This window comes from Actinacidiphila acidipaludis, from assembly GCF_019890725.1.
GTDB classification, from domain to species: domain Bacteria; phylum Actinomycetota; class Actinomycetes; order Streptomycetales; family Streptomycetaceae; genus Actinacidiphila; species Actinacidiphila acidipaludis.
This window is the reverse complement of the sequence record NZ_JAINZZ010000012.1, coordinates 79,278-99,339: the sequence shown is the minus strand read 5'-3', so window position 1 is coordinate 99,339 and position 20,062 is coordinate 79,278. Positions and strand designations below refer to the sequence as shown.

15 protein-coding genes are annotated in these 20,062 nt (G+C 73.8%); 5 read left to right on the top strand and 10 right to left on the bottom strand.

Going from position 1 to position 20,062, the window contains the following annotated elements; translation table 11 throughout:
• Nucleotides 1-12: 12 nt before the first annotated feature.
• Both K7862_RS13240 and K7862_RS13235 read right to left on the bottom strand, forming a co-directional pair.
• Entirely contained in the window at nt 13-1,734 is a 1,722-nt protein-coding gene (locus tag K7862_RS13240) for an AMP-binding protein (protein ID WP_222962726.1), read from the bottom strand.
• On the bottom strand, nt 1,731-2,567 hold the full coding sequence (locus tag K7862_RS13235) for an SDR family oxidoreductase (RefSeq protein ID WP_222962771.1): 837 nt from the start codon (nt 2,565-2,567) through the stop codon (nt 1,731-1,733). The genes K7862_RS13240 and K7862_RS13235 overlap by 4 nt, the downstream gene beginning before the upstream one ends.
• A gap of 382 nt (nt 2,568-2,949) precedes the next feature.
• On the opposite strand from K7862_RS13235, the gene K7862_RS13230 reads away from it, so the two are divergent.
• The gene (locus K7862_RS13230; RefSeq protein WP_372461569.1) at nt 2,950-4,305 is read left to right on the top strand and encodes a serine-threonine protein kinase; all 1,356 of its coding nucleotides are present in this window, start codon (nt 2,950-2,952) and stop codon (nt 4,303-4,305) included.
• A gap of 168 nt (nt 4,306-4,473) precedes the next feature.
• Here the strand turns inward: K7862_RS13230 and K7862_RS13225 are convergent, their stop codons facing one another.
• Complete coding sequence (locus K7862_RS13225) at nt 4,474-7,224, bottom strand: penicillin acylase family protein (protein ID WP_222962725.1); 2,751 nt, start codon at nt 7,222-7,224, stop codon at nt 4,474-4,476.
• A 269-nt stretch (nt 7,225-7,493) separates the two neighbouring features.
• Between K7862_RS13225 and K7862_RS13220 the strand changes: the two genes are divergently transcribed.
• Together K7862_RS13220 and K7862_RS13215 are read left to right on the top strand one after the other, a co-directional pair.
• Complete coding sequence (locus tag K7862_RS13220; protein ID WP_222962724.1) at nt 7,494-8,936, top strand: amidase; 1,443 nt, start codon at nt 7,494-7,496, stop codon at nt 8,934-8,936.
• Nucleotides 8,937-9,063: 127 nt separating this feature from the next.
• Nucleotides 9,064-9,540 (top strand): MaoC family dehydratase, encoded by a 477-nt coding sequence (locus K7862_RS13215; RefSeq protein WP_222962723.1) that lies wholly within the window; start codon nt 9,064-9,066, stop codon nt 9,538-9,540.
• Between the two features lie 136 nt (nt 9,541-9,676).
• Here K7862_RS13215 and K7862_RS13210 read toward each other — a convergent pair whose 3' ends face one another.
• Nucleotides 9,677-10,291 carry a TetR/AcrR family transcriptional regulator gene (locus K7862_RS13210; RefSeq protein ID WP_222962722.1) on the bottom strand — a complete coding sequence of 205 codons (615 nt, stop codon included), beginning with the start codon at nt 10,289-10,291 and terminating at the stop codon, nt 9,677-9,679.
• Nucleotides 10,292-11,038: 747 nt separating this feature from the next.
• Nucleotides 11,039-12,187, bottom strand: coding sequence for an acyl-CoA dehydrogenase family protein (locus tag K7862_RS13205; RefSeq protein WP_222962721.1), 1,149 nt, complete (start codon nt 12,185-12,187; stop codon nt 11,039-11,041).
• 76 nt (nt 12,188-12,263) lie between these two features.
• Here K7862_RS13205 and K7862_RS13200 point away from each other — a divergent pair, with 76 nt between their 5' ends.
• Both K7862_RS13200 and K7862_RS13195 read left to right on the top strand, forming a co-directional pair.
• Entirely contained in the window at nt 12,264-12,908 is a 645-nt protein-coding gene (locus tag K7862_RS13200) for a TetR/AcrR family transcriptional regulator (RefSeq protein WP_222962720.1), read from the top strand.
• A 12-nt stretch (nt 12,909-12,920) separates the two neighbouring features.
• The gene (locus K7862_RS13195) at nt 12,921-13,520 is read left to right on the top strand and encodes a DUF402 domain-containing protein (protein ID WP_222962719.1); all 600 of its coding nucleotides are present in this window, start codon (nt 12,921-12,923) and stop codon (nt 13,518-13,520) included.
• Between the two features lie 52 nt (nt 13,521-13,572).
• On the opposite strand, the gene K7862_RS13190 is transcribed toward K7862_RS13195, so the two are convergent.
• The 5 genes from K7862_RS13190 to K7862_RS13170 all read right to left on the bottom strand — a co-directional run bounded on the left by K7862_RS13190 (nt 13,573) and on the right by K7862_RS13170 (nt 20,054).
• Nucleotides 13,573-14,655 (bottom strand): Zn-dependent alcohol dehydrogenase, encoded by a 1,083-nt coding sequence (locus K7862_RS13190; protein ID WP_222962718.1) that lies wholly within the window; start codon nt 14,653-14,655, stop codon nt 13,573-13,575.
• Between the two features lie 103 nt (nt 14,656-14,758).
• A complete protein-coding gene (locus K7862_RS13185) occupies nt 14,759-16,180 on the bottom strand; it encodes an aldehyde dehydrogenase family protein (RefSeq protein WP_222962769.1) in 1,422 nt (473 codons plus the stop codon).
• Between the two features lie 119 nt (nt 16,181-16,299).
• Nucleotides 16,300-18,540 (bottom strand): molybdopterin oxidoreductase family protein, encoded by a 2,241-nt coding sequence (locus K7862_RS13180; RefSeq protein WP_222962717.1) that lies wholly within the window; start codon nt 18,538-18,540, stop codon nt 16,300-16,302.
• A 173-nt stretch (nt 18,541-18,713) separates the two neighbouring features.
• Nucleotides 18,714-19,343: a TetR/AcrR family transcriptional regulator gene (locus K7862_RS13175; protein ID WP_262413057.1), complete on the bottom strand. Its 630-nt coding sequence runs from the start codon at nt 19,341-19,343 to the stop codon at nt 18,714-18,716.
• Nucleotides 19,344-19,346: 3 nt separating this feature from the next.
• Entirely contained in the window at nt 19,347-20,054 is a 708-nt protein-coding gene (locus tag K7862_RS13170; RefSeq protein ID WP_222962716.1) for a TetR/AcrR family transcriptional regulator, read from the bottom strand.
• Nucleotides 20,055-20,062 lie beyond the last annotated feature (8 nt).

Here is a 20,062-nt window from a genome sequence, read left to right as displayed (position 1 = left end):
CCGGTATGGACCCTATCCGGCCGTGGCCCTCAGTTCCCGCCGCAGGATCTTGCCGGTGGCGGTCTTCGGCAGTTCGCCGAGCACCTCCACCTCGCGCGGGTACTTGTACGCGGCCAGCCGTTCCTTGCAGTACGCCACGATCTCGGCCGGATCGGCGCTCGCGCCGGGCCGCAGGCTCACGTACGCCTTGACCGTCTCGCCGCGGTAGGCGTCGGGGACGCCGACGACCGCCGCCTCGCGGACGCCGGGGTGGGTGTAGAGCACGTCCTCGACCTCGCGCGGCCACACCTTGAAGCCGGACGCGTTGATCATGTCCTTCTTGCGGTCGACGACGTACAGCCAGCCGTCCTCGTCCATGAACCCGACGTCTCCGGTGAGCAGTTCACCGCCCGGCAGCGCGGCCTGCGACTCCTCGGGCCGGTTCCAGTAGCCGGGGACGACCATCGGCCCGCTGACCGCGATCTCCCCCGCCGTGCCGAAGGGCACCTCGGCGCCGGTGTCGTCCAGGATGCGGACCATCGTGCCCGGGCCGGGCACGCCCACCGCGAGGGTGCCCGAGGCCGGATCGACCGGGGCCTCGCTGCCCGGCGGGACGCTCGCGCACGGCGCGGTGCACTCGGTGAGTCCGTAGCCGTTGGCCAGGTACAGCCCGCCGGTGCGGGCCCGGAACGCCTCGACGACGGCCGGCGGCAGCGGCGCGCCGCCCGAGGAGATCAGCCGGAACGACGCGAAGTCCGCGGCGTCCGCGTCCGGCCGGGCCAGCAGCGCCATGAAGGCGGTGGAGGGGCCGACGGTGTAGGCCGGGCGGTGCTCGCGGAACGCGTCCAGCACCACACCGGGCTCGAAGCGGTACGCCAGCGCCAGCGTGTGGCCCCCGGCCAGCGCCGCGGAGAGCTGGCAGACCATGCCGGTGATGTGGAAGAGCGGCGCGAGCGCGAAGACCACCGCGTCGTCGTCCAGGCCCTGGACGCGCACCTGGCGGTGGGCGTTGAAGGAGATGTTGCCGTGCGTGTTGAGCGCGCCCTTGGGCCGGCCGCTGGTTCCCGAGGTGTAGCTGATCAGGGCGGTGTCGTCCGCCGCGGGGAGCACGGCGGCGTACGCCGGGCCGCCGGCCCGGGCGGCGGCCAGCAGGTCCTCGGCACCGCCGCCGCGGTCGGCCGCGCCATCCGCCGCGTCCTTCGCCGCGCCATCCGCCGCGCCACCTGCCGCGTCATTCGCCGGCCGGCGCGCGCCGGTCAGCACCCGCGGGTCGTCGCGGGTCTGCAGGTCGAACTCGCAGGCCGTCAGCGCGATCCGCACCGGCGAGCCGGCCGCGGTCTCCCGGACGTACTCCTCCCAGGCGGCCCGCGAGCACACGATGGCCGCGGCCCCGGCGTCCTGCAGGATGTGCGCCAGCTCCCCCCGCTTGTACATGGGGTTGACCGGGATCACGGCGCCCCCGGCCCGCCAGGCGGCGAGCAGCGCGACGACGAACTGCGGCACGTTCTGCAGCATCACCGCGAGCCGGTCGCCGGGCGCGAAGCCGCGCGCGACGAGGTGCCGGGCCAGGCCGTCGGACAGGGCGTCGAGTTCGCCGTAGCCGAGGACCCCGTCGAAGTAGCGCAGCGCCGGGTGGTCCGGGATGCGCTCGGCGGCGGCGAGGAAGGCGTGCAGCACGGACGGCGGATGCTCGACGTCCTGCTGCTGCTCCTCGGTGAAGTGCTTGAGCCAGGGCCGGTCGGCGTACGTGGTCATGCCCGGCCTCCTTCGGGGGCCGCCTGGGTCTCTGCCGCGGGGGCGGCCCCGGCGCCGGCCCCGCCCTCTCGTGTCTGCAGCGCTTCGAAGCCGCGCTGCAGCTTGTTCATGCCGCCGAGCCAGCGCTCCGGCTCGGCGGCGCGGGCTGCGTAGTACTCCGCGACCTCGGGGTGCGGGAGGATCAGGAACCGCTCCTCGGCGATGCCGTCCATCACCGCCTGCGCCACGTCCTCCGGTTCGATCGCGCCCGGGGCGAGCACGAGTTCGCCGGCCGCGCCCGCCGACCGCAGCATCGCGGTGCGCACGCCCTGCGGGCACACCGCGTGCACCCGCACACCGCGGTGCCGGTAGGTCAGGGACAGCCACTCGGCGAAGGCCAGGGCGCCGTGCTTGGTCACGGAGTAGGGCGCGGCGCCGATCATGGTGAGCAGGCCCGCGGCGGACACGGTCGAGACGAACCGGCCCTCACCGCGCTCGAGCCATTCCGGCAGCAGGGCGCGGGCGGCGCGGACGTGGGCCATGACATTGACGTCCCAGGCGAGTTCCCAGGCGGCGTCGTCGGCCTCGGGACCCCCGCCGGTGCCGACGCCGGCGTTCGCGCAGAAGACGTCGATGCCGCCGCCGAGCGCGGTGCGGGCCGCGGGCACGATGCCGGAGGCGTCACCGGGGACGACCGCCGCGCCGATCTCGTCGGCCACCTTGCGGGCGGCGTCGGCGTCGAGGTCGTTGACGACGACCCGGGCGCCCTCGGCGGCGAAGCGGCGGGCGAGCGCGGCTCCGATGCCGCCGCCCGCACCGGTGACGACCACCCGGGCGTCGCGCAGGGCTTCCACGACCACGACGTGTCTCCTTCGACTCGGTGTCCGGTCGGACGTGGCCCCGCATGCGGCTCCGGCATGCGCGGGCCGATCCGCCCACGCTCGCATACTAAGCGGTCGGTCACATCCACGGAAGGGCCGGAAGCTGCGCCGCGCCACATCCGGGACGCGTGGTGCGCCCCCGGCGGCGGCTCGCGGCCCGCACGCCCCTGCCGTCCGTGCGTAACTGCTGCGTATTCACCCGCCCGAGGGATGGACGGTTTCCCGTGCGATGAGGATGATGCGGCGCACAGCGGACAATAGCGGCGCTCCCGGGCGGAACGCCGCACGTTTCGAGGGGGAAGCCGTGGCCGTGGACGCCGGGGTGAGCGCGACCAGCGTGACACAAGTGACGAGCGTGCAGCCGTACTGGGACCTGACCTTCGACGCCGGCGGCGATCCGGACCCGCATCAGCGCGACGCGCTGCTGTCCGGCGCCCGCGGGCTGACCGACCTGGTGGTCTTCTCGCACGGCTGGAACAACGACCTGTCCACGGCCAACGCGCTGTACGACCGGTTCTACGCCCCCTTCCCCGGGCTGGTGGCCGCCGCCCCGAAGGCCCGGTTCGGCTACGTGGGCGTGCACTGGCCGTCGATGCGGTTCAGCGACGAGCCGATCCCGGACTTCCCGCACGCCGCCGCCCTCGCCGCGCCGGCCGCCGGCGGTCCCGCCCTCGCCGCCCCGGCCGTCGGCGGCACCCCTTCCGCCGCTCCCGCCGCCGGCGGCTCCGCCCTGGACGCGCGCACCCGGGCGGATCTGGCGGCCGTCTTCCCCGGCAGTGAGGACGTGGTGGCCCGCATCGCGGACCTGCTCGCCCAGCAGCCCGAAGAACCCGAGCGGCTGGCGGAGTTCGCCGGGCTGGTCCGCCGGCTCACCGGCGTGGCACCGCAGGCGGCGGTGGCCTCCGTCCTCGCCGAGGACATGGCGTCCGCCGCCGCGGGCATCGAGCCGCAGTTGCTGGCCGGCGATCCGGCCGCGATGTGCGACGTGCTCGCCGACGCCCTCGCGCAGGTGGGCTGCCCGGTCGCGCCCGCCCAGGGCGAGACGATCCTCGGCGGTCTGGGCGGGCGGGTGTGGGACGGCGCCAAGGAGCTGCTGCGGCAGGCGACGTACTACGCGATGAAGCGCCGGGCGGGGACCGTCGGCGAGCAGGGGCTCGGGCCTCTCCTGGGCGGGCTCGCCGCCGCCGCGCCAGGCGTGCGGGTGCACCTGGTCGGGCACAGCTTCGGGGCCCGGCTGGTGTCCTTCGCGCTGCGCGGCCTGCCGCCGGGGGTACGGGTGGCCTCGGTGACCCTGCTGCAGGGCGCGTTCTCGCACTACACCTTCAGCGGGCCGCTGCCCTTCGACGCCAAGGGCGGCGCGCTGCACGGCATGCAGCAGCGCGTCACCGGGCCCGTCGTGGCGTGCCACTCCAGCCACGACCAGGCCCTGTCGGTCTTCTATCCGCTGGCCTCGCGGATCGCCGGGGAGGACGAGTCGCTGCTGGGCTTCGGCGACCGCTGGGGCGCCATGGGCCACGACGGCTTCCAGTCGCTGGACGGCACGCCCGTGCTGACGCTGGCGGCCGCGCTGGCCGGCCCGTTCCCCGGGGGCGGCTGTGTGAGCGTCGACGCCTCGGCCGTGGTCTGCGCAGGCGGACCGCCGTCCGGCGCCCACAGCGACATCTGCCACGAGGAGCTGGCCCGGCTGGTGCTGCGCGCGACCAAGGTCTGACGCGCGGGCCGCCGCTCTGGCCGGCCGGGTGCCGGGCCGGACGCGGAGGCGGCGGGCCGGGCGCCTCGGTCCGCACAGCAACCGCGCAACGGCCCGGGTGCCCGGAGGAATCCTGCCGGAGCAGGTCCGGGGCACCCGGTCCGCGCGCCCCGCCGCCGCTGAGACCGGTCAGCGGTGGGCGGGGAACTCCACGACCTGCTGGAAGGTGGGCCGGTTCTGCCAGCTGATCCGGTCGTCGGTGACGCCGCCGAGTGGCCGCTGGACGATCGAGTCGGCGCACCACTGGTCGCCGGCCGAGCAGCCGCCGTCGTCACCGGGGTACACGGTGTTCGCGGGGACCGCGGCGGCCTGCTTCAGGGTGGACAGCAGCATGTCGCGGCAGGCGGAGAGCTGCCCGCCGCCGCAGTAGGTCCGGGCGAGGCCGCCCTGCACGGGCTTGCCGAGCACCGCGCGCAGGTCCTTGTCCGCGTAGGACCACCAGCCGTACTGGAACGAGCTGCCCGCGTGCGACCCGGTCGGCCCGTGCCCGGCGGAGGGCGACTCGTCGACGGTCAGGTCGGCGGTGAGCGCGCTGTACAGGTCGCTGCCGAGCCCGGGCTCGAACTCGCCCTGGATCAGCAGCGGCCACCAGGCGTCCATCAGCCGCACCGCGGTCGCGTCGGCGTAGGTGTGCGAACCGGCCGAGGTCTCGCGGCGCTTGGTGCCGTCCTGGGCCCACTGCGTCAACTGCTGGACGGCGGTGGCCTCCTGGGGATCGGTGACGGGCGCGCTGTTGACGACCTGGAGCAGGTCGGGCAGCACGTCCTCGCCGCGCAGGTCGGTCAGCGCCGCGTCCTCCATCGCCTTGACCAGGGCGGACCTGGTCACCGCCCCTTGCTGGACAAGGGCCTTGACCCGGGCGTCGAGCAGGTTGCCGCGGTGCACCGAGCCGTCCCCGAAGCCGGCCGCGGTGTAGCCGCGGGCCTGCCTGTTGTTCCAGCTCACGTAGTAGTCCTGGTTCACCGACTGGGGGTGCTGCGAAGGCGGCGTGTAGTCCGCGGTGTTGTAGGCCGGGTCCCAGCCGCGCCAGTCATAGGCCGCCTGCGCCCACACCGGGAACGACGGGTCGACGCCCGGCGCCCGCACCGGGTTGGTGCCGCTGTTGTAGTAGGCGGTCTGCCGGGAGTCGGCGTAGAACCAGTTGAAGGTGTAGTTGATGTTCTGCGCGGCCTGCTGGAACGAGGCGGCGTCATGGACGAAGCCGGGGTCGTTCAGCTCCTGGAAGCCCAGGATGGAGTCGGCCTCGTGCCGGTAGGAGCTGCGCAACTGCGTGTAGGCGACGGGCTTGCCGCCGACCGTGGCCCGGTACTCGACCGGTCCGTACGCGGTCCGCCACACCTGCATCCGGTACGAGCCGGCGGGCGTGGAGTCCGCGGTGGTCGGCGACCAGGAGTTGGTCCGCTCCAGCTTCTCCATGGGCACGCAACTGCCGTGGTACAGGTAGTGCGTGGAGTCCTGGCAGAGCTCGACCGCGTAGGTGTCCGTGACGTCCTGCGAGGCGGAGGTGGCGCTCCAGGCGTAGTCCTGGCCCCGGCCGAGTTCCACGTACATGCCGAGTCCGGCGAACGAGGCGCCGCGGGCGCTGATCCCGGGGCCCTGCAGCTCCTGGAGCATCAGCAGCTGCGGCGCGAAGTAGCCGGTCTGCGGGCCGAACACGGCGATCGGGTGGCCGCTGGCGGTGTGCGCGCCGCTGACCAGCAGCGCGTTGGACATCCCCTTGCGCGGCGAGGAGAACAGGTTCGACGGCAGCACGCCCGGGCTCTTGGTGGTGGCCTGGGTGGCGCCGCCGGTCGCGTCGTAGACCAGCGGTTCCGGCACCACCGAGCCGGGGTCGGGCAGCGCCTCGCCCTGGGGGTTCGCCGGCTTGCCCGCGTACGGGAAGGAACTGCCGTCGTGGACGGTCAGCATCGCCTCGGGGTCGTCGCGCTCCCGGAAGGACTCCCAGACCTGGGTGCCCTGGTCGACCCCGTACTTCTGCTGGGAGGCCAGCAGCGACAGCGCGGACTCCACCTCTCCCCCGCCGCCGGTGCCGAAGAGCGCGCCGATCACCGACGCGAGCGCGATGAGGTCGGTGAGCTGGAACGGCTCGATCGTCCCGGCGTTGGTGATGGCGTCGACGTGCCCGGTGAGCACGTACTCGCCCGGGAAGTAGCGGCCGTTCTTCGCCGCGGTGATGTACGCGTTGATGCCGTCGATGTACGACTGCGCGTCGGCCAGCGCCTGCTGCCCGCGCGCGCCGCCCTGGGTGGCCAGCCAGTCGACCTGCGACTGCAGATCGGCCTCGGTGTACGGGGCCTGCCGCCAGAACTCCTGCTCCAGGCCGCGGTTGGCGGCCGCGCCGCCCGCGAACGAGGACAGCTCGCCGCGGCCGACGTGCCGGAACAGGTCCATCAGCCACAGCCGGTCCTGCGCGGCCGCGTAGCCCGCGCCGAACTCGGTCCCGGAGCGGGTGGTGCCCTTGATGTGGGGGACTCCGGTGGCCTTGTCCCGGGTGATGGTCACGTCCGAGCGCGGGCTGGTCACCGAGGCCACCTGGGCGGCGGGCACGCCGAACGAGGAGTTGTTGAAGAAGTTCGTGATCGTCGCGTCGGTGAGGTTCGGGTAGCCCGAGGCGAGCGAGGAGTAGGGCCCGAGCTGGTCCATGGTGTGCGCGGGGCGGGTGCCCAGCACCTTGTTGGCCAGGATGTCGGCGAGGGTGGCGTTCCCGTTCTCACCGGGGGGCAGGATGTCCGCGCACTGGTTCGCGCAGTAGTCGGTGGTGGGGTCGGCGGCGTGGGCCGCCAGTGGCATCGGGGCCACCAGGGTGGCGCCGAGTGCCAGGAGGGCGGAGGCGGTCACCGTTCTCAGCGTGCCGATCCGTCGTGGGGTCCGTCGCGGCATGTCTGCTCCTTCCGGATGCCGGTGCGCGGAGGTTACCGCCGGTACACCCACCCCGGAAGATGAACATACGTCAACTTTTCCCCAGCGCCCGGTCGGTGGCGCGGCCGGCGGAGAGGAAGGGCCGAAACTCGACCAGGTGGGCCGCCCGGCAGGGCTGCGCCCGCGGATCGACGCCCGGGCGGCGGCCGCGCCCCGGGGGCTGGCGGTTACCCGTGGGTAGTGCGAGGATCGCGCCCAACGCGAGGGCGTGCTGCGGCGAAGGGACGACCATGGGCGAGTTGCACGATCTGACGGCGGTGGAGCAGGGCGCGGCGATCAGGGACGGCTCGCTCTCGCCGGTCGAACTCACCGAGCACTACCTGGCGCGGATCGACAGGCTCGACGCGTCGCTGGGCGCGTTCGTCACCGTCACGCCGGAGATCGCGCGCAAGCAGGCCGCCGAGGCCGAGGCGCAGGCCCTCGCCGCCCGCCGCGACGGCCGGGCGCGGGAGCTGTCCCCGCTGCACGGCGTGCCGGTCCCGGTGAAGGACCTCAACTTCGTGGCGGGTGTGCGCTGCACCCTGGGCTCGGCGGCCTTCGCCGACCACGTGCCGGACACCGACGACCACGTGGTGACCCGGATGCGGGCCGCCGGCACGGTACTGCTGGGCAAGACCAACACCCCCGAGTTCGGCCTGCCCGCCTACACCGAGAACCAGGTGGCCCCGCCCGCCCGCACCCCCTGGGACCTGGAGCGCTCCGCGGGCGGGTCGAGCGGCGGCGCGGGAGCCGCGGTGGCGGCGGGCCTCGCACCCCTGGCCCAGGGCAGCGACGGCGGCGGCTCGATCCGCATCCCCTCCTCGGTGTGCGGGCTGTTCGGCATCAAGCCCAGCCGTGGCCGCGTCAGTTCGGGACCGGTGCAGCACGACGTGAGCGGGCTGAGCACCGCGGGCCCGATCGCCCGCACGGTCGCGGACGCGGCGGCCCTGCTCGACGTGCTCGCCGGCCCGATGCCCGGCAGCCCCTACGGCGCGCCCTCGCTGCCGCCCGGCGAGACCTTCGCCGCGTACGCGGAGCGCGAGCCGGGCCCGCTGAAGGTCGTGGCGCTGCCCGAGCCACCGGTGCCGGGCGTGCGGCTGCACCCCGACTGCCGGGCGGCACACGACGGCGCGGCCGCGCTGCTGCGTGACCTCGGCCACCAGGTCGACGAACTCGCCCTGCCCGTGGACGACTCGGTGCGGGACGCGTTCAGCACCGTGTGGGCGGTGATGGCCACGGTGTGGCCCGTCGCCCCGCAGGACGAGGAGCGGCTGATGCCGCTGACCCGCCACCTGCGCGGGCTGGGCGGCCGGGTCACCGGGCCCGGTTTCGCGAACGCGCTCTACGGGTTCCGCGCCCTCGGCCAGCTCGTCGCCGACGCGCTGCTCAGCACCTACGACGTGATCCTCTCCCCGACGCTCGCGCAGCCCCCGTCCCTGATCGGCGGCCTGCGCGACGACGCCGACCCGGAGGCGGAGTTCGACGGCCTGGCGCAGTTCACGCCGTTCACACCGCTGTACAACGCGACCGGCCAGCCCGCCGTCAGTGTGCCGCTGCACTGGAACGCGGAGGGCTTGCCGATCGGGGTCATGCTCGGCGGCCGCTACGGCGACGAGGCGACACTGATCTCGCTGTCGGCCCAGCTGGAGCGGGCCCGGCCGTGGGCGGACCGGCATCCGGCGATGTGGGGGTAGTGCGGCGCGGCTAGTGCGGTGGGGGGCTTCACCGCGGTCGTGCGTTGACACGCCAGGCCACCGGAAACCATGCTGGGCACGCGCGCTGAGCAAGCGCTTGGAAAGCCTTTGACCCGGAGGAGCCCCCATGCCGCAGGCCGTGCCGCACCAGCCCCGCGTCTTCGCCTCGATCGACGAGCTGCGTGCCGCCGTCGGCGAGCAGCTGGGCTGGACCGACTGGCTGGAGATCGACCAGAAGCGGATCGACCAGTTCGCCGAGGCCACCGGTGACCACCAGTGGATCCACGTCGACCCCGAGCGTGCGGCGCAGGGTCCGTTCGGCACCACCATCGCGCACGGCTACCTCACGCTGTCGCTGATCCCGTCACTGACCCCGCAGCTCTTCCGCGTCGAAGGCATCCGGATGGGCGTCAACTACGGCGTCAACAAGGTGCGTTTCCCGGCGCCGGTGCCGGTGGGCTCGCGGCTCCGGGCGACCGCCGTGGTCGCCGAGCTGACCGAGGCTGGCGGCGGCGTGCAGCTCGTGACCCGGGTGACGATCGAGCGCGAGGGCGGCGACAAGCCGGTGTGCGTCGCGGAGACGGTGGCCCGCTTCTACCTCTGAGCGGCGCGGGCCGGGGGGCCGGGCGCCGGGGCCTGGCGCTCCAGCCGGGTCGAGCCTTCAAACGGGTCGAGCCTTCCGAGGGGGCAGGCGGTCCGACGGTTCACGCGGGTCACGTCGGTCACGCGGGTTACGCGGGTCACGCGGTCTGCCGCACCATCCGCAGCACGAGGTCGGCGTAGAGCGCGCCGACCTCGTCGGGCGTCCTGCGGCCGTTCGGGTTGAACCAGCGGGCCACGTCGATGCAGAGCGACAGCACAGCCAGGGTCGTCCCGGAGACGTCCGGCACGTCGAACTCGCCGTCGGCCACCCCGTCCCCGATGATCGACCGGATGGCGTCCTCGCTCTGCCGCCGCAGGTCCACGATCTCGGTGTAGTGCTCGGGCGCCAGCGCGCCCAGCTCGTACTGCACCACGCGTCCGGTGGTGTGGTGCTCGGCGTGCCACCGGACGAACACCCGCACCGCGGTGGCCAGCCGTTCCGCGGCGGTGCCCTCCGCCTCCCGCGCCTCGGTGAGCATGGCCAGCGAGCGCTGGTGGCCGACCTTGCTGATCTGGTAGAGCAGCTCTTCCTTGGTCTTGTAGTGGATGTAGAGCGCGGCGGGGCTCATACCGGCCCGGCCCGCGATGTCGCGCGTGGTGGTGGCGTGGTAGCCGCGCTCGGCGAACGCCTGCACCGCGGCGGTCACCAGCCGCCTCGCGGCGTCGGGGGTGATGTCGCCCCAGGCTTCGCCTGGTGCCGCCTCCGCAGTCATCGCGTGCTCCTCCCACCGTTCGGTTGACAGGGTCACACCCTACCCGGGAACCTGAGCAAGCGCTTAGATACCGAGTGGTCGCTTAGGGCGCGCTGCGGCCGGCCTGGGCGGGGCGGCCCGGGCAGCGTGGCCGCGGAGGAGTGGGCGCGGACGGCCCGGTCGCACACGAGCGGGGCGCGCGGGCCCAGCGGGCCAGGACGGGATGACCGGGAGGGCGCTCCTCCCTCCGGCGGACAGCTCCCGGGCACGCAGGGCCTCGCGTCCGTCGTCATCCGATCCGTCCGCACACAGTGCAGCGTGACGCGTTCTCGTGCGGCGCCGTTGTGCGCCGCGACCCTCCTCGGCACGGTCCGCCCGGCCGCGCCGCCGTCCTTCCCGCGACAGCCTCCCCCGCCGCGCCCACTGCGGCCACCGCGCGCGGCACCTGCAGGCGTACCTGCCCGCGACCGGGCCGTCGATCGCTCTCTCCATGACCAAGACGCCCGCCACTCCGGACGGCGACACCGCGCAGGAGGTCGACTCACGCATCGCCGCGGCGCCGGCGCCCGGGCATCCGTTGCCGGTGGGCTGACGAGTGGGGTGCGGGCTCACGCCGGGGCCACGTCGAGCGCGGGCGGAGCCGCGGGGGCGCGGGGCTGCGGGGCTGCGGGGCTGCGGGATCTCGTGGCTTTCGCCGGGGCAGGGCCCCCGCACAGGGCCCCATGCGCATCGGGTCGAGCGGCTGCCCATCGATGGCCGCCCGGAACGTCAGAAGGCCGAGACCCCCGTCAGCGCCCGGCCGATGAGCAGCTTGTGGATCTGGCTGGTGCCCTCGTACAGGGTCATCACCCGTGCGTCGCGCAGCAGTTTGCCGGCCGGGTACTCATCGATGTAGCCGTAGCCGCCGAAGACCTGCAGCGCGTTGTTGGCGCAGCGCACCGCGGCCTCGCTCGCGTACAGCTTGGCGACCGAGGATTCGGTGGCGAAGGGCAGCCCGCGGTCGATGAGGTCGGCCACCCGCCAGGTGAGCAGCCGGGCGGCGTCGACGTCCACGGCGATGTCGGCGAGCAGTTCCTGGACGAGCTGGCGGCCGGCGATCGGGGTGCCGAACTGCTCGCGCTGGCCCGCGTACTCCACGGCCGCGTCCAGGCACGCCTGGGCGATCCCGACGCAGCCCGCGGCGACCGACATCCGCCCCTTGGCGAGCGCGGACATCGCGACCGAGAAGCCCTTGCCCTCGGGTCCGACCATGGTCCCCGCCGGCACCCGGACCTGGTCGAGGACGAGTTCGGCCGTGGCCTGGCCGCGCAGTCCGAGCTTGCCGTGGATCTCGCGCCGGGTCAGGCCGGGCGTGTCCGTGGGCACGAGGAAGGCGCTGACGCCGCGGTGGCCGGGGCCGCCGGTGCGGGCGAAGAGCAGGACCACGTCGGCCCAGGTCCCGTTGGTGATGAACATCTTGCTGCCGGAGAGGACGTACGCGTCGTCGTCCCGGACCGCGCGGGTGGTGAGGTTGGCGGCGTCCGAGCCGGTGCCGGGCTCGGTCAGCCCGAAGCAGCCGACCGCTTCGCCGGAGGTGAGCCGCGGCAGCCAGGCCCGCTTCTGCTCCTCGCTCCCCCAGTGCGCTATCGACTTGGCGACAAGTCCCAGCGAGACGGACACGATCCCGCGCACCGACGAGTCGCCGCGGCCGAGTTCCTCGGTGACCAGGCAGTAGGCCAGGTGGTCGCCTCCGGAGCCGCCGTACTCCTCGGCGATGGTCAGGCCGAGGAAGCCGAGTGCGCCGAGCTTCTTCACGATCGCCCGGTCGACGCTCTCGGCGCGATCCCAGGCGACGGCGTTCGGGACGATCTCGCGGTCGGTGAAGTCCCGCGCGAGCGCCTTGACGGCGGCCTGTTCCTCGGACAGCTCAAGGTTCACGGCGGTACCCGGGCCTTTCCACGACTTCGAAACTACCACCGCTAGTTTTCTGGTGGCAGCCTCTACTATGTGCCGCATGGCCCGCCCCCGCAAGCCCCTGCTCAGCCGCGACCGCATCGTGACGGCCGCGCTCGCGCTCATCGACACCGAGGGGCTGGACGCGCTGTCGACCCGGCGGCTGGCCGCGGAGCTCGGGGTCAGCGGCCCCTCGCTCTACAACCACTTCGCCACCAAGGAGGCGATCCTCGACGCGGCGGCGGACCTGGTGGTGCGGCAGGTCGACCTGTCGATGTTCAGCGACGGTCGGGACTGGCGGACCGCCCTGCTGGACTGGGGCCGCTCCTACCGGGCCGCCCTGGCCGCGCACCCGCACATCGTGCCGTTCCTCGCGGTCGGGCCCGGCCTGCGGCCGGCCGGTCTGCGGATGGCCGACGCCGTCTTCGGCGGCATGGTCGGCGCCGGCTGGCCGGCGGCGCAGGCGACCCGGATCGGCGCCCTGATGCGGTTCTTCGTCACCGGGTCCGCGCTGGGATCCTTCGCCGGCGGCTTCGTCGGCGACGCCGAGGCGTACGATCCGGCCGACTACCCGCACCTCGGGCAGGCGCATCTGCTGTCCCGCCACCCGGAACGCGTGGACAACGCCGCGTTCGAGACCGGCCTGCGGGCCCTGGTGGACGGGCTGGAACTGCATTATCGGAAGCTCGCGGCCGCCCGGGACTGACACCATGGCCGCATGACGACCGAACAGGAGAAGGAAGCGGCCGCCGAACGGGAGAGCCCGGACGCTGCCGGACGTCCGGTGTCACGGGCGGAAGCCGGGTCGGACCGACTCGTCCAGGTCGATTACCACAAGTACGACGGCAGCCTGCACTGGAACCTGCGGATGCGGCGGCTCGGCGAGGACGAGCACGGCGTCTGGCTGGGACTGCCGGCCAACAGCGTGATGCGCAAGGGCCACGGCCCCGACGTCCCGCTGCCCGAGGCGCATGTCATCCTCATCCCGCGCGACGCCTGGTGGACCGCGTGCTTCAACGCCGCGCCGCGCACCACCGAGATCTACTGCGACATCACCACGCCGCCGGACTGGACCTCGCGCGAGACGGTCTCCATGATCGACCTCGATCTGGACGTGCTGCGCAAGCGCGGTTCCGCGGAGCCGCTGCTCGTCGACGAGGACGAGTTCGCCGAGCACCAGGTGCGCTACGGCTACCCGGCGGACGTCATCACGTCCGCGCAGGACTCCGCCGCCTGGCTGATGGCCGCCGTGGCCGGGGGCACCGGCCCCTTCGGCGGGGCGCACGCCCGGTGGCTGGCGATGGTCGACGGGGACTGACGGGAGTCACCGGGACGGGCTGACCCGGCGGCCGCCTGTCAGCGGGCGCCGGTCAGAAGACGACCAGCGCGCGGCCGCCCCGTCCCGCCGACATGGCCGCGAACGCGTCCGGAATGCCGTCCAGGCCGATCCGGTCGGTGACCATGGCGGACAGATCGAGGCGGCCCGCACGTACGTGTTCGGCAAGGACGGGGAGGTCCTGGGCTGGGTCGCAGTTGCCGTACACGCACCCCGACAACGTCCGGCCGAAGTAGAAGAGTTCCAGCGCCGTGAAAGTCACCTGCTGGTCCTGGCCGCCGATGCCGACCACCGTCGTCCGGCCGCCGCGCCGGGTGGACGACCAGGCTGTCCTGATGGTGTCCGCCCGGCCCACGCACTCGATCGCGGCGTCGGCGCCGTGCCCTCCGGTGAGCTTGCGGACCTGCTTGGCCGTGTCGTCGCCCGCCACCACGAAGTCGGTGGCGCCGGCCGCCAGCGCCAGTTCCTCCTTGCCGGGAGAGACATCGACGGCGACGATCCGCCCCGCACCCGCGATGCGCGCGGACTGCAGGACCGCGAGCCCCACCCCGCCGACGCCGTAGACCGCCACCGACTCGCCGGGGCGCACCGCCGCCGAGTGGTGAACCGCGCCGTATCCGGTGAGGACTGCGCAGCCGAGCAGGGCCGCGTCGGTCAGCGGCACCCCGTCGGGCAGCGGGAGCACGGCCCGCGCCGGCACCACGGTCTCCTCCGCGAAAACGGCGGACCCGAGGCCCGGGTAGAGGGCCGATCCGTCGCCCGCCAGCGTGGCGTAGGGGGCCGCGGCCGCGGCTCCCGAGTTGGCGCACAGCCACGGCTCGCCCAGGCCGCAGAAGTGGCACTCGCCGCACGCCGGCGCCCAGTTCAGCACCACGCGGTCGCCGGGCGCGACATGACCGACCTCCTCGCCGACCGCCACCACCGTCCCGGCGCCCTCGTGCCCCAGCACCGCGGGCACGGGCTGGCGCAGCGTGCCGTTGGACAGCGACAGGTCGGAGTGGCAGACACCGGCGGCGGCCAGACGCACCCGCACCTGGCCGGGGCCGGGATCCGGCAACTCGATCTCGGCGACGGCCAGCGGGGCGTTCACGGCGGGCAGGACGGCGGCGCGGACCACGGGCTCTCCTGGACTCGGTATCGGGTGACATATCGGCTGGTCGACGGGACGGGGACGTGAGCGGTGGGTCGGCCGTTCGAACCCTGGTACACCGGCGGCCGGCTCAGAACTGCAGCGACTTGGTCTGCAGATACTCGGACAGGCCGTGCGGACCCAGCTCGCGGCCGACTCCGGACTGCTTGTAGCCGCCGAACGGCGCCAGGGGGTTGAACCGTCCGCCGTTGATGTCCACCTGGCCGGTGTCCATCCGCCGGGCGAAGGCGACCGCGGTGTCCTCGTCGGCCGCCCACACCGCCCCGGCCAGCCCGTAGACCGTGCCGTTGGCGATCCGCAGCGCGTCCTCCTCGTCCCGGTAGCGGATGAGGACGACGACCGGGCCGAAGATCTCCTCCTGCGCGATGGTCATCTCCGGCCGCACGTCGGCGAAGACGGTGGGCCGCACGTAGTAGCCGGTCGGTATGCCCTCGGGCTCCTCGGGCCCGCCGGCCGCGACCCGGGCGCCCTCCTCGATCCCCGAGCGGATGTACCCGCGCACCCGTTCACGCTGCTTGGCGTTGACCAGCGGCCCGATCCGGTCGCCCGGCCGGTACTTGGCGGCCGCCGCCGTGGCGAGCTCCACGGCCTCGTCGTAACGGGCGTCGTCGACCAGCATCCGCGTCCAGGCGCTGCACGTCTGGCCGGAATTGGCGAAGACGTTGGCCACGCCCACATTGACGGCCTTGGCGAGGTCCGCCCCCGGCAGGATCACGTTGGCGGACTTTCCGCCCAGTTCGAGGGCCACCCGCTTGACCGCGCCGCCGGCGGCCGCGCCTATCTGCCGTCCCACGGCCGTGGAGCCGGTGAACGACACCAGGTCCACCCCCGGGTGCTCGGCGAGCGCCTGTCCGGCCACCGGTCCCAGTCCGGTGACCAGGTTGAACACCCCGGCCGGCAGTCCCGCCTCGTCCAGGATCCCGGCGAAGAGCTGGGCGACCAGCGGGGTGTCCTCGGCGGGCTTGAGGACCACCGTGCAACCGGCCGCCAGCGCCGGGGCCACCTTGGCGACGATCTGGTGCAGCGGGTAGTTCCAGGGCGTGATGGCCCCGACGACGCCGACCGGTTCGTGCAGTACCCGCGAGTTGCCGATCCGCTCCTCGAAGGGGCGGTCGGCGGCGAGTGCCGCGTAGGAGCCCATGACCGCGGTGGGCAGGTCGGTGTGGACGGCGGCGGCGAACGGGGGCGGCGCGCCGAGCTCCGCCCCCACCGTGGCGGCGACGTCCTCCCGGCGTGCGGCCATCAGGTCACGCGCGGCGCTCAGCACCGCGGCACGCCGCTCGGGCGGAGTGGCTGCCCATGCGGGCAGCGCCGCCCGGGCCGCGGCGACGGCCTCGTCCACGTCCTGCGGGCCGCCGGCCGGCACCTGGCCGATGACCAGCTCGGTCGCCGGGTCGACCACGTCGATCCGCTGCCCGCTCACGGCCGGCCGCCACCGGCCGCCGATGAAGACCTCGTCGCGGCCCTGGTGGACGCTGGGCGCGCCGTCCACCTGCTGCTTGTCCGTGCCGTCCGCCACCGTGCTGCCCTCCGAACCGTCGCCGCTCTGCGTCACGAGCCCAAACTAACGCTGTTAGTTTTATGTGACCAGGGGCCACCGCCGCGCGCTGGTCACCCGGCTGCCTCCACCTGGACGGGGAAGCCGTTGAGCACCGCGGTGCCCGACAGCGGGTCGATCCGGCTGCCGTCCAGCAACTGGTTGACGTTGACCCCAGGCTCCCGTGCCGCCGCCGTCAGCCGGGTCCCCTCGCGATCGTGGCCCCACCCGTGCGGCAGGCTGGCCACGCCCGGCCGCAGCGCGTCGGTGATCTCCACCGGTGCCGTGATCTCACCGCCGTCGCCCTTGATCCGGGCCTGTGCTCCGTCGGTCAGCCCCAGCCGGGCTGCGTCCTCCGGGTGGATCTGCACGGTGCAGCGGTTGCTGCCGCCGGTCAGGGAGGGGACGTTGTGCATCCAGCTGTTGTTGGAGCGCAGGTGGCGGCGCCCGATCAGAACGAGCCCGGATCCCTCGCCACCACGTGCGACGGCCTCCCTCAGCCGCGGCACATCCCCGGCGACGGCCGCGGGCGCCAGCTCCACGGTGCCCGAGGGCGTGCGCAGCACACCAGGTATGCGCGAGCGCAGGGCGCCCAGGTCGATCCCGTGCGGACGCCTCAGCAGCGCGTCCAGAGTGAGGCCGTCCGGGTCGGCCCCGAATCCCTCACCGTACGGGCCGAGACGCAGCATCAGGTCCAGCCTGCGCTCGTATCCCGTGGCGCCGGTCAGCGCGGCCTCGAGCTCGGCCGCGTCCCGGCCGTGGACCGGCGAGTGCGGGTCCGCGGTCTCCCGGTCCAGGCGGTGCCGGATCGCCTGGGCGTCCACCAGCGCCGGATCCGCGTCCGGTCCGCCCTGTCCGAGCACCCCGAGGATCAGCCGGGCCATGATCTCCGGCTCGTCGAGGACTCCCTCGGCCGGCGGAACCGCGGGCGGGCTGTACCGCACGGTGTTGCGCACGGCGAGCGTGGAGAACGCGAAGTCGTAGTGCGCGCTCTGCGCGGGCGGAGGCGGCGGCAACACGACGTGCGCGTGCCGCGAGGTCTCGTTCAGGTACGGGTCGACGCTGACCATGAAGTCCAGCCCGGCCAGGGCCCGGTCGAGCCGGTCACCGTCCGGCGCGGACAGGACGGGGTTGCCCGCGACGACGACCAGGGCACGCAGCCGGCCTTCTCCCGGCGTGTCGATCTCCTCCGCGAGCACGGCCGCGGGCAGCTCGCTCTTGACCTCGGGCCGGCCCGACACCCTGCTGTGCCAGCGGCCGGTCCGGAACCCCTTGCCCGGCGCGGCGGGGCGAGGCGCCCGGGCGGTCGCCGACAGCGGGAACATCGCCCCGCCGGGTCGGTCCAGATTGCCCGTGAGCGCGTTGAGCACGTCGACCAGCCAGCTGGCCAGGGTACCGAACTCCACCGCCGTGCTGCCGAGCCGCCCGTACACCACCGCCCTCTCGGCGGCGGCCAGTTCACGGGCCAAGACCCGGATCTCGTCGGCCGGCACGTCGCAGTAGGAGGCGACCGTCTCCGGGCTGAAGTCCGCCGCGAGCGCCCGTACCTCCGCCATTCCGCTGAGGTGTGAGGTGAGGGCCGGGCCGGGGGCGGCCAGGCCCTCGGCGAAGAGGACATGGACCAGTGCGAAGAGCAGCGCCGCGTCGGTACCGGGCCGGGGGGCGACATGCCGGTCCGCGGCGGCAGCGGTCCTGGTGCGGTGCGGGTCGACCACCACCAGCCGCCCGCCGCGCCGCCGCAGCGCCTTGAGCTTGCCCGGGAAGTCGGCGGCGGTCGCCAGACTGCCGTTGGACACCAACGGGTTGGCGCCGATCAGCAGCAGATGGTCGGTGCGGTCGAGGTCCGGTACCGGGATCGCGTTGGGGTCGCCGAAGAGCAGGCCCGAGGAGACGTGCTTGGGCATCTGGTCGAGCGTGCTGGCGGTGAACACGCTGCGGGTGCCCAGCGCGCCGATCAGCTGTCCCGGGTAGAGCCCGCCCGCGACCGTGTGCACATTGGGATTGCCGAGGAAGACACCCACGGCCGTACCGCCGTGCGCCTGGGTGACCGCGCCCATACCGGCGGCGACGGCGGCGAACGCCTCCTCCCAGGTGGCCTCTTCGAGCCGTCCGTCCCGCCGGACCAGCGGTTTCCGCAAGCGGTCCGGATCCGCGTCGAGCTGGCCGAAGGAGGCGCCCTTGGGACAGATGAACCCGGCGCTGAAGACATCCAGGGCGTCACCGCGGGCATGGGTGACCCGGCTCTCGGCGATGGTGAGTTCGAGGCCGCAGGTGGCCTCGCAGAGCGGGCAGATGCGCAGAGCGGTACGGGACATCGGTGACTCCCCTGGACGGCGACGGCGTTGGATCGCGTGTCGGATCCGACATTACCCGCCGGTACCGGCACGGCGACGGTCCGTGCACGGCGCCTGTGGATAACTCCTTGAGACCGTCTCGGGCGGCGTTCCGGTACGGCCTGCGCGGGCTTTTCCGTCGCTGTGCGCGGCCGTCAGCCCAGGACCGTGGCCAGATACGCCCGCAGCAGCGCCTTCGTCTCGGCGACCACCCGAGCGTCGCCCGCGGGATCGGTCCGGAACGCCAACTGCAGTGCGGCGTCCGCCGTTTCCACCGCGACGACCAGGGCGAGGCGCAGCCTCGGGTCGCCCGGATCGGCGGTGAGCCGGTCCCCCAGCAGGGCCGGCAGGCGATCGGCCAGATCCTCGTTGGTCTCGCCCGGCACTCCGAAGTCGACCAGGGCGAATCCCGGCGCTGTGCGTTTCATGGCGGTGTACTCGTCGACGAGGACATCGACCGCGGTGCGCCAGTCGGGGCCGGTGCCGGGCTCGGCGAGACGCGCGGCCGCCCGGTCCAGGAACTCGTCGAGATTGCGGTGCGCCAGCGCGTCGGTCATGGCCCGCTTGTCGGTGAAGAACCGGTACACCGACCCGATGGGAACGCCCGCCCGGGCCGCCACCGCCCGCGTGCTCAACCGCTCGTAACCCCCTTCGTCCAGCTCCGCCGCGCAGGCGTCGAGGATCCGCGCCAGGCGTTCGGTGCTGCGCCGTTGCACCGGCGCGCGCCGCAGGGCTGCGTCGGGCGGCATCGCCCGGGGCGTGTGCGGGCGTGGTGCGCCGGGCATGCCTCAGTCCTTGCCTGCGAGGGCGTCGAACATCAGCCGGAGTCCGGCCAGGGACTCGGCCAGCGCAGTCTCGGGGTCCTCGGAGCGCACGACCGCCATGGCGCTCTCGCTGAGCCCGCCGTACAGCATGGAGGCCAGCGGTTCGGCGGCGCGCGGCGCGATCGCCCCGCGTCTGATGGCCCGTTCCACTCCACGCAGGGTCAGCTCACGGCAGTTGACGCCCAGTTCGTGCATGGCCTCCCAGCCGAGCGCACCGGGGGCGTCGAGCAGGGTGATGCGCTGGACCCCGGGGTCCAGCGACGCTTCCAGGTAGGCGCGGCTGCCCTCGTACACCGCTTCCCACGGATCGTCGGCCACCTCGCGGTAGGCCGCGGAGATGCGGGCGTTGAGCAGGTCCTGCTCTCGCGCGTAGACGGCGGCGAACAGCTGCTGCTTGCCGGAGAAGTGGTGGTAGAGCGCGCCTTTGGTGACGCCGGCGCGGTCGCACACGGCGTCGAGCGAGGTCGCCGCGTAGCCGTCGGCGGCGAACAGTGCGCGGGCCGCGGCGAGCAGGTCCTCCACCGTGGCGTCGGAGCGTTCGCGCTGACGGCGTCCTGCGGCGCCCGCGGTCGCGGCGCGCGAAGGTGCGGCGGCGGTTCCGCGGACGGTTGCCGCGGCGCGGCCGCCGCTCGGGCGTGCGCCGTCATCAGTCGCTGTGCGCGGTGCTGCCACGGCCCACT

Bases quoted from the DNA above. Each gene is read 5' to 3' on its own strand.
- K7862_RS13240 (WP_222962726.1), bottom strand. From the start codon at position 1,734: ATGACCACGTACGCCGACCGGCCCTGGCTCAAGCACTTCACCGAGGAG.
- K7862_RS13225 (WP_222962725.1), bottom strand. From the start codon at position 7,224: ATGCCGCGACGGACCCCACGACGGATCGGCACGCTGAGAACGGTGACC.
- K7862_RS13220 (WP_222962724.1), top strand. From the start codon at position 7,494: ATGGGCGAGTTGCACGATCTGACGGCGGTGGAGCAGGGCGCGGCGATC.
- K7862_RS13215 (WP_222962723.1), top strand. From the start codon at position 9,064: ATGCCGCAGGCCGTGCCGCACCAGCCCCGCGTCTTCGCCTCGATCGAC.
- K7862_RS13210 (WP_222962722.1), bottom strand. From the start codon at position 10,291: ATGACTGCGGAGGCGGCACCAGGCGAAGCCTGGGGCGACATCACCCCC.
- K7862_RS13200 (WP_222962720.1), top strand. From the start codon at position 12,264: ATGGCCCGCCCCCGCAAGCCCCTGCTCAGCCGCGACCGCATCGTGACG.
- K7862_RS13195 (WP_222962719.1), top strand. From the start codon at position 12,921: ATGACGACCGAACAGGAGAAGGAAGCGGCCGCCGAACGGGAGAGCCCG.
- K7862_RS13180 (WP_222962717.1), bottom strand. From the start codon at position 18,540: ATGTCCCGTACCGCTCTGCGCATCTGCCCGCTCTGCGAGGCCACCTGC.
- K7862_RS13175 (WP_262413057.1), bottom strand. From the start codon at position 19,343: ATGCCCGGCGCACCACGCCCGCACACGCCCCGGGCGATGCCGCCCGAC.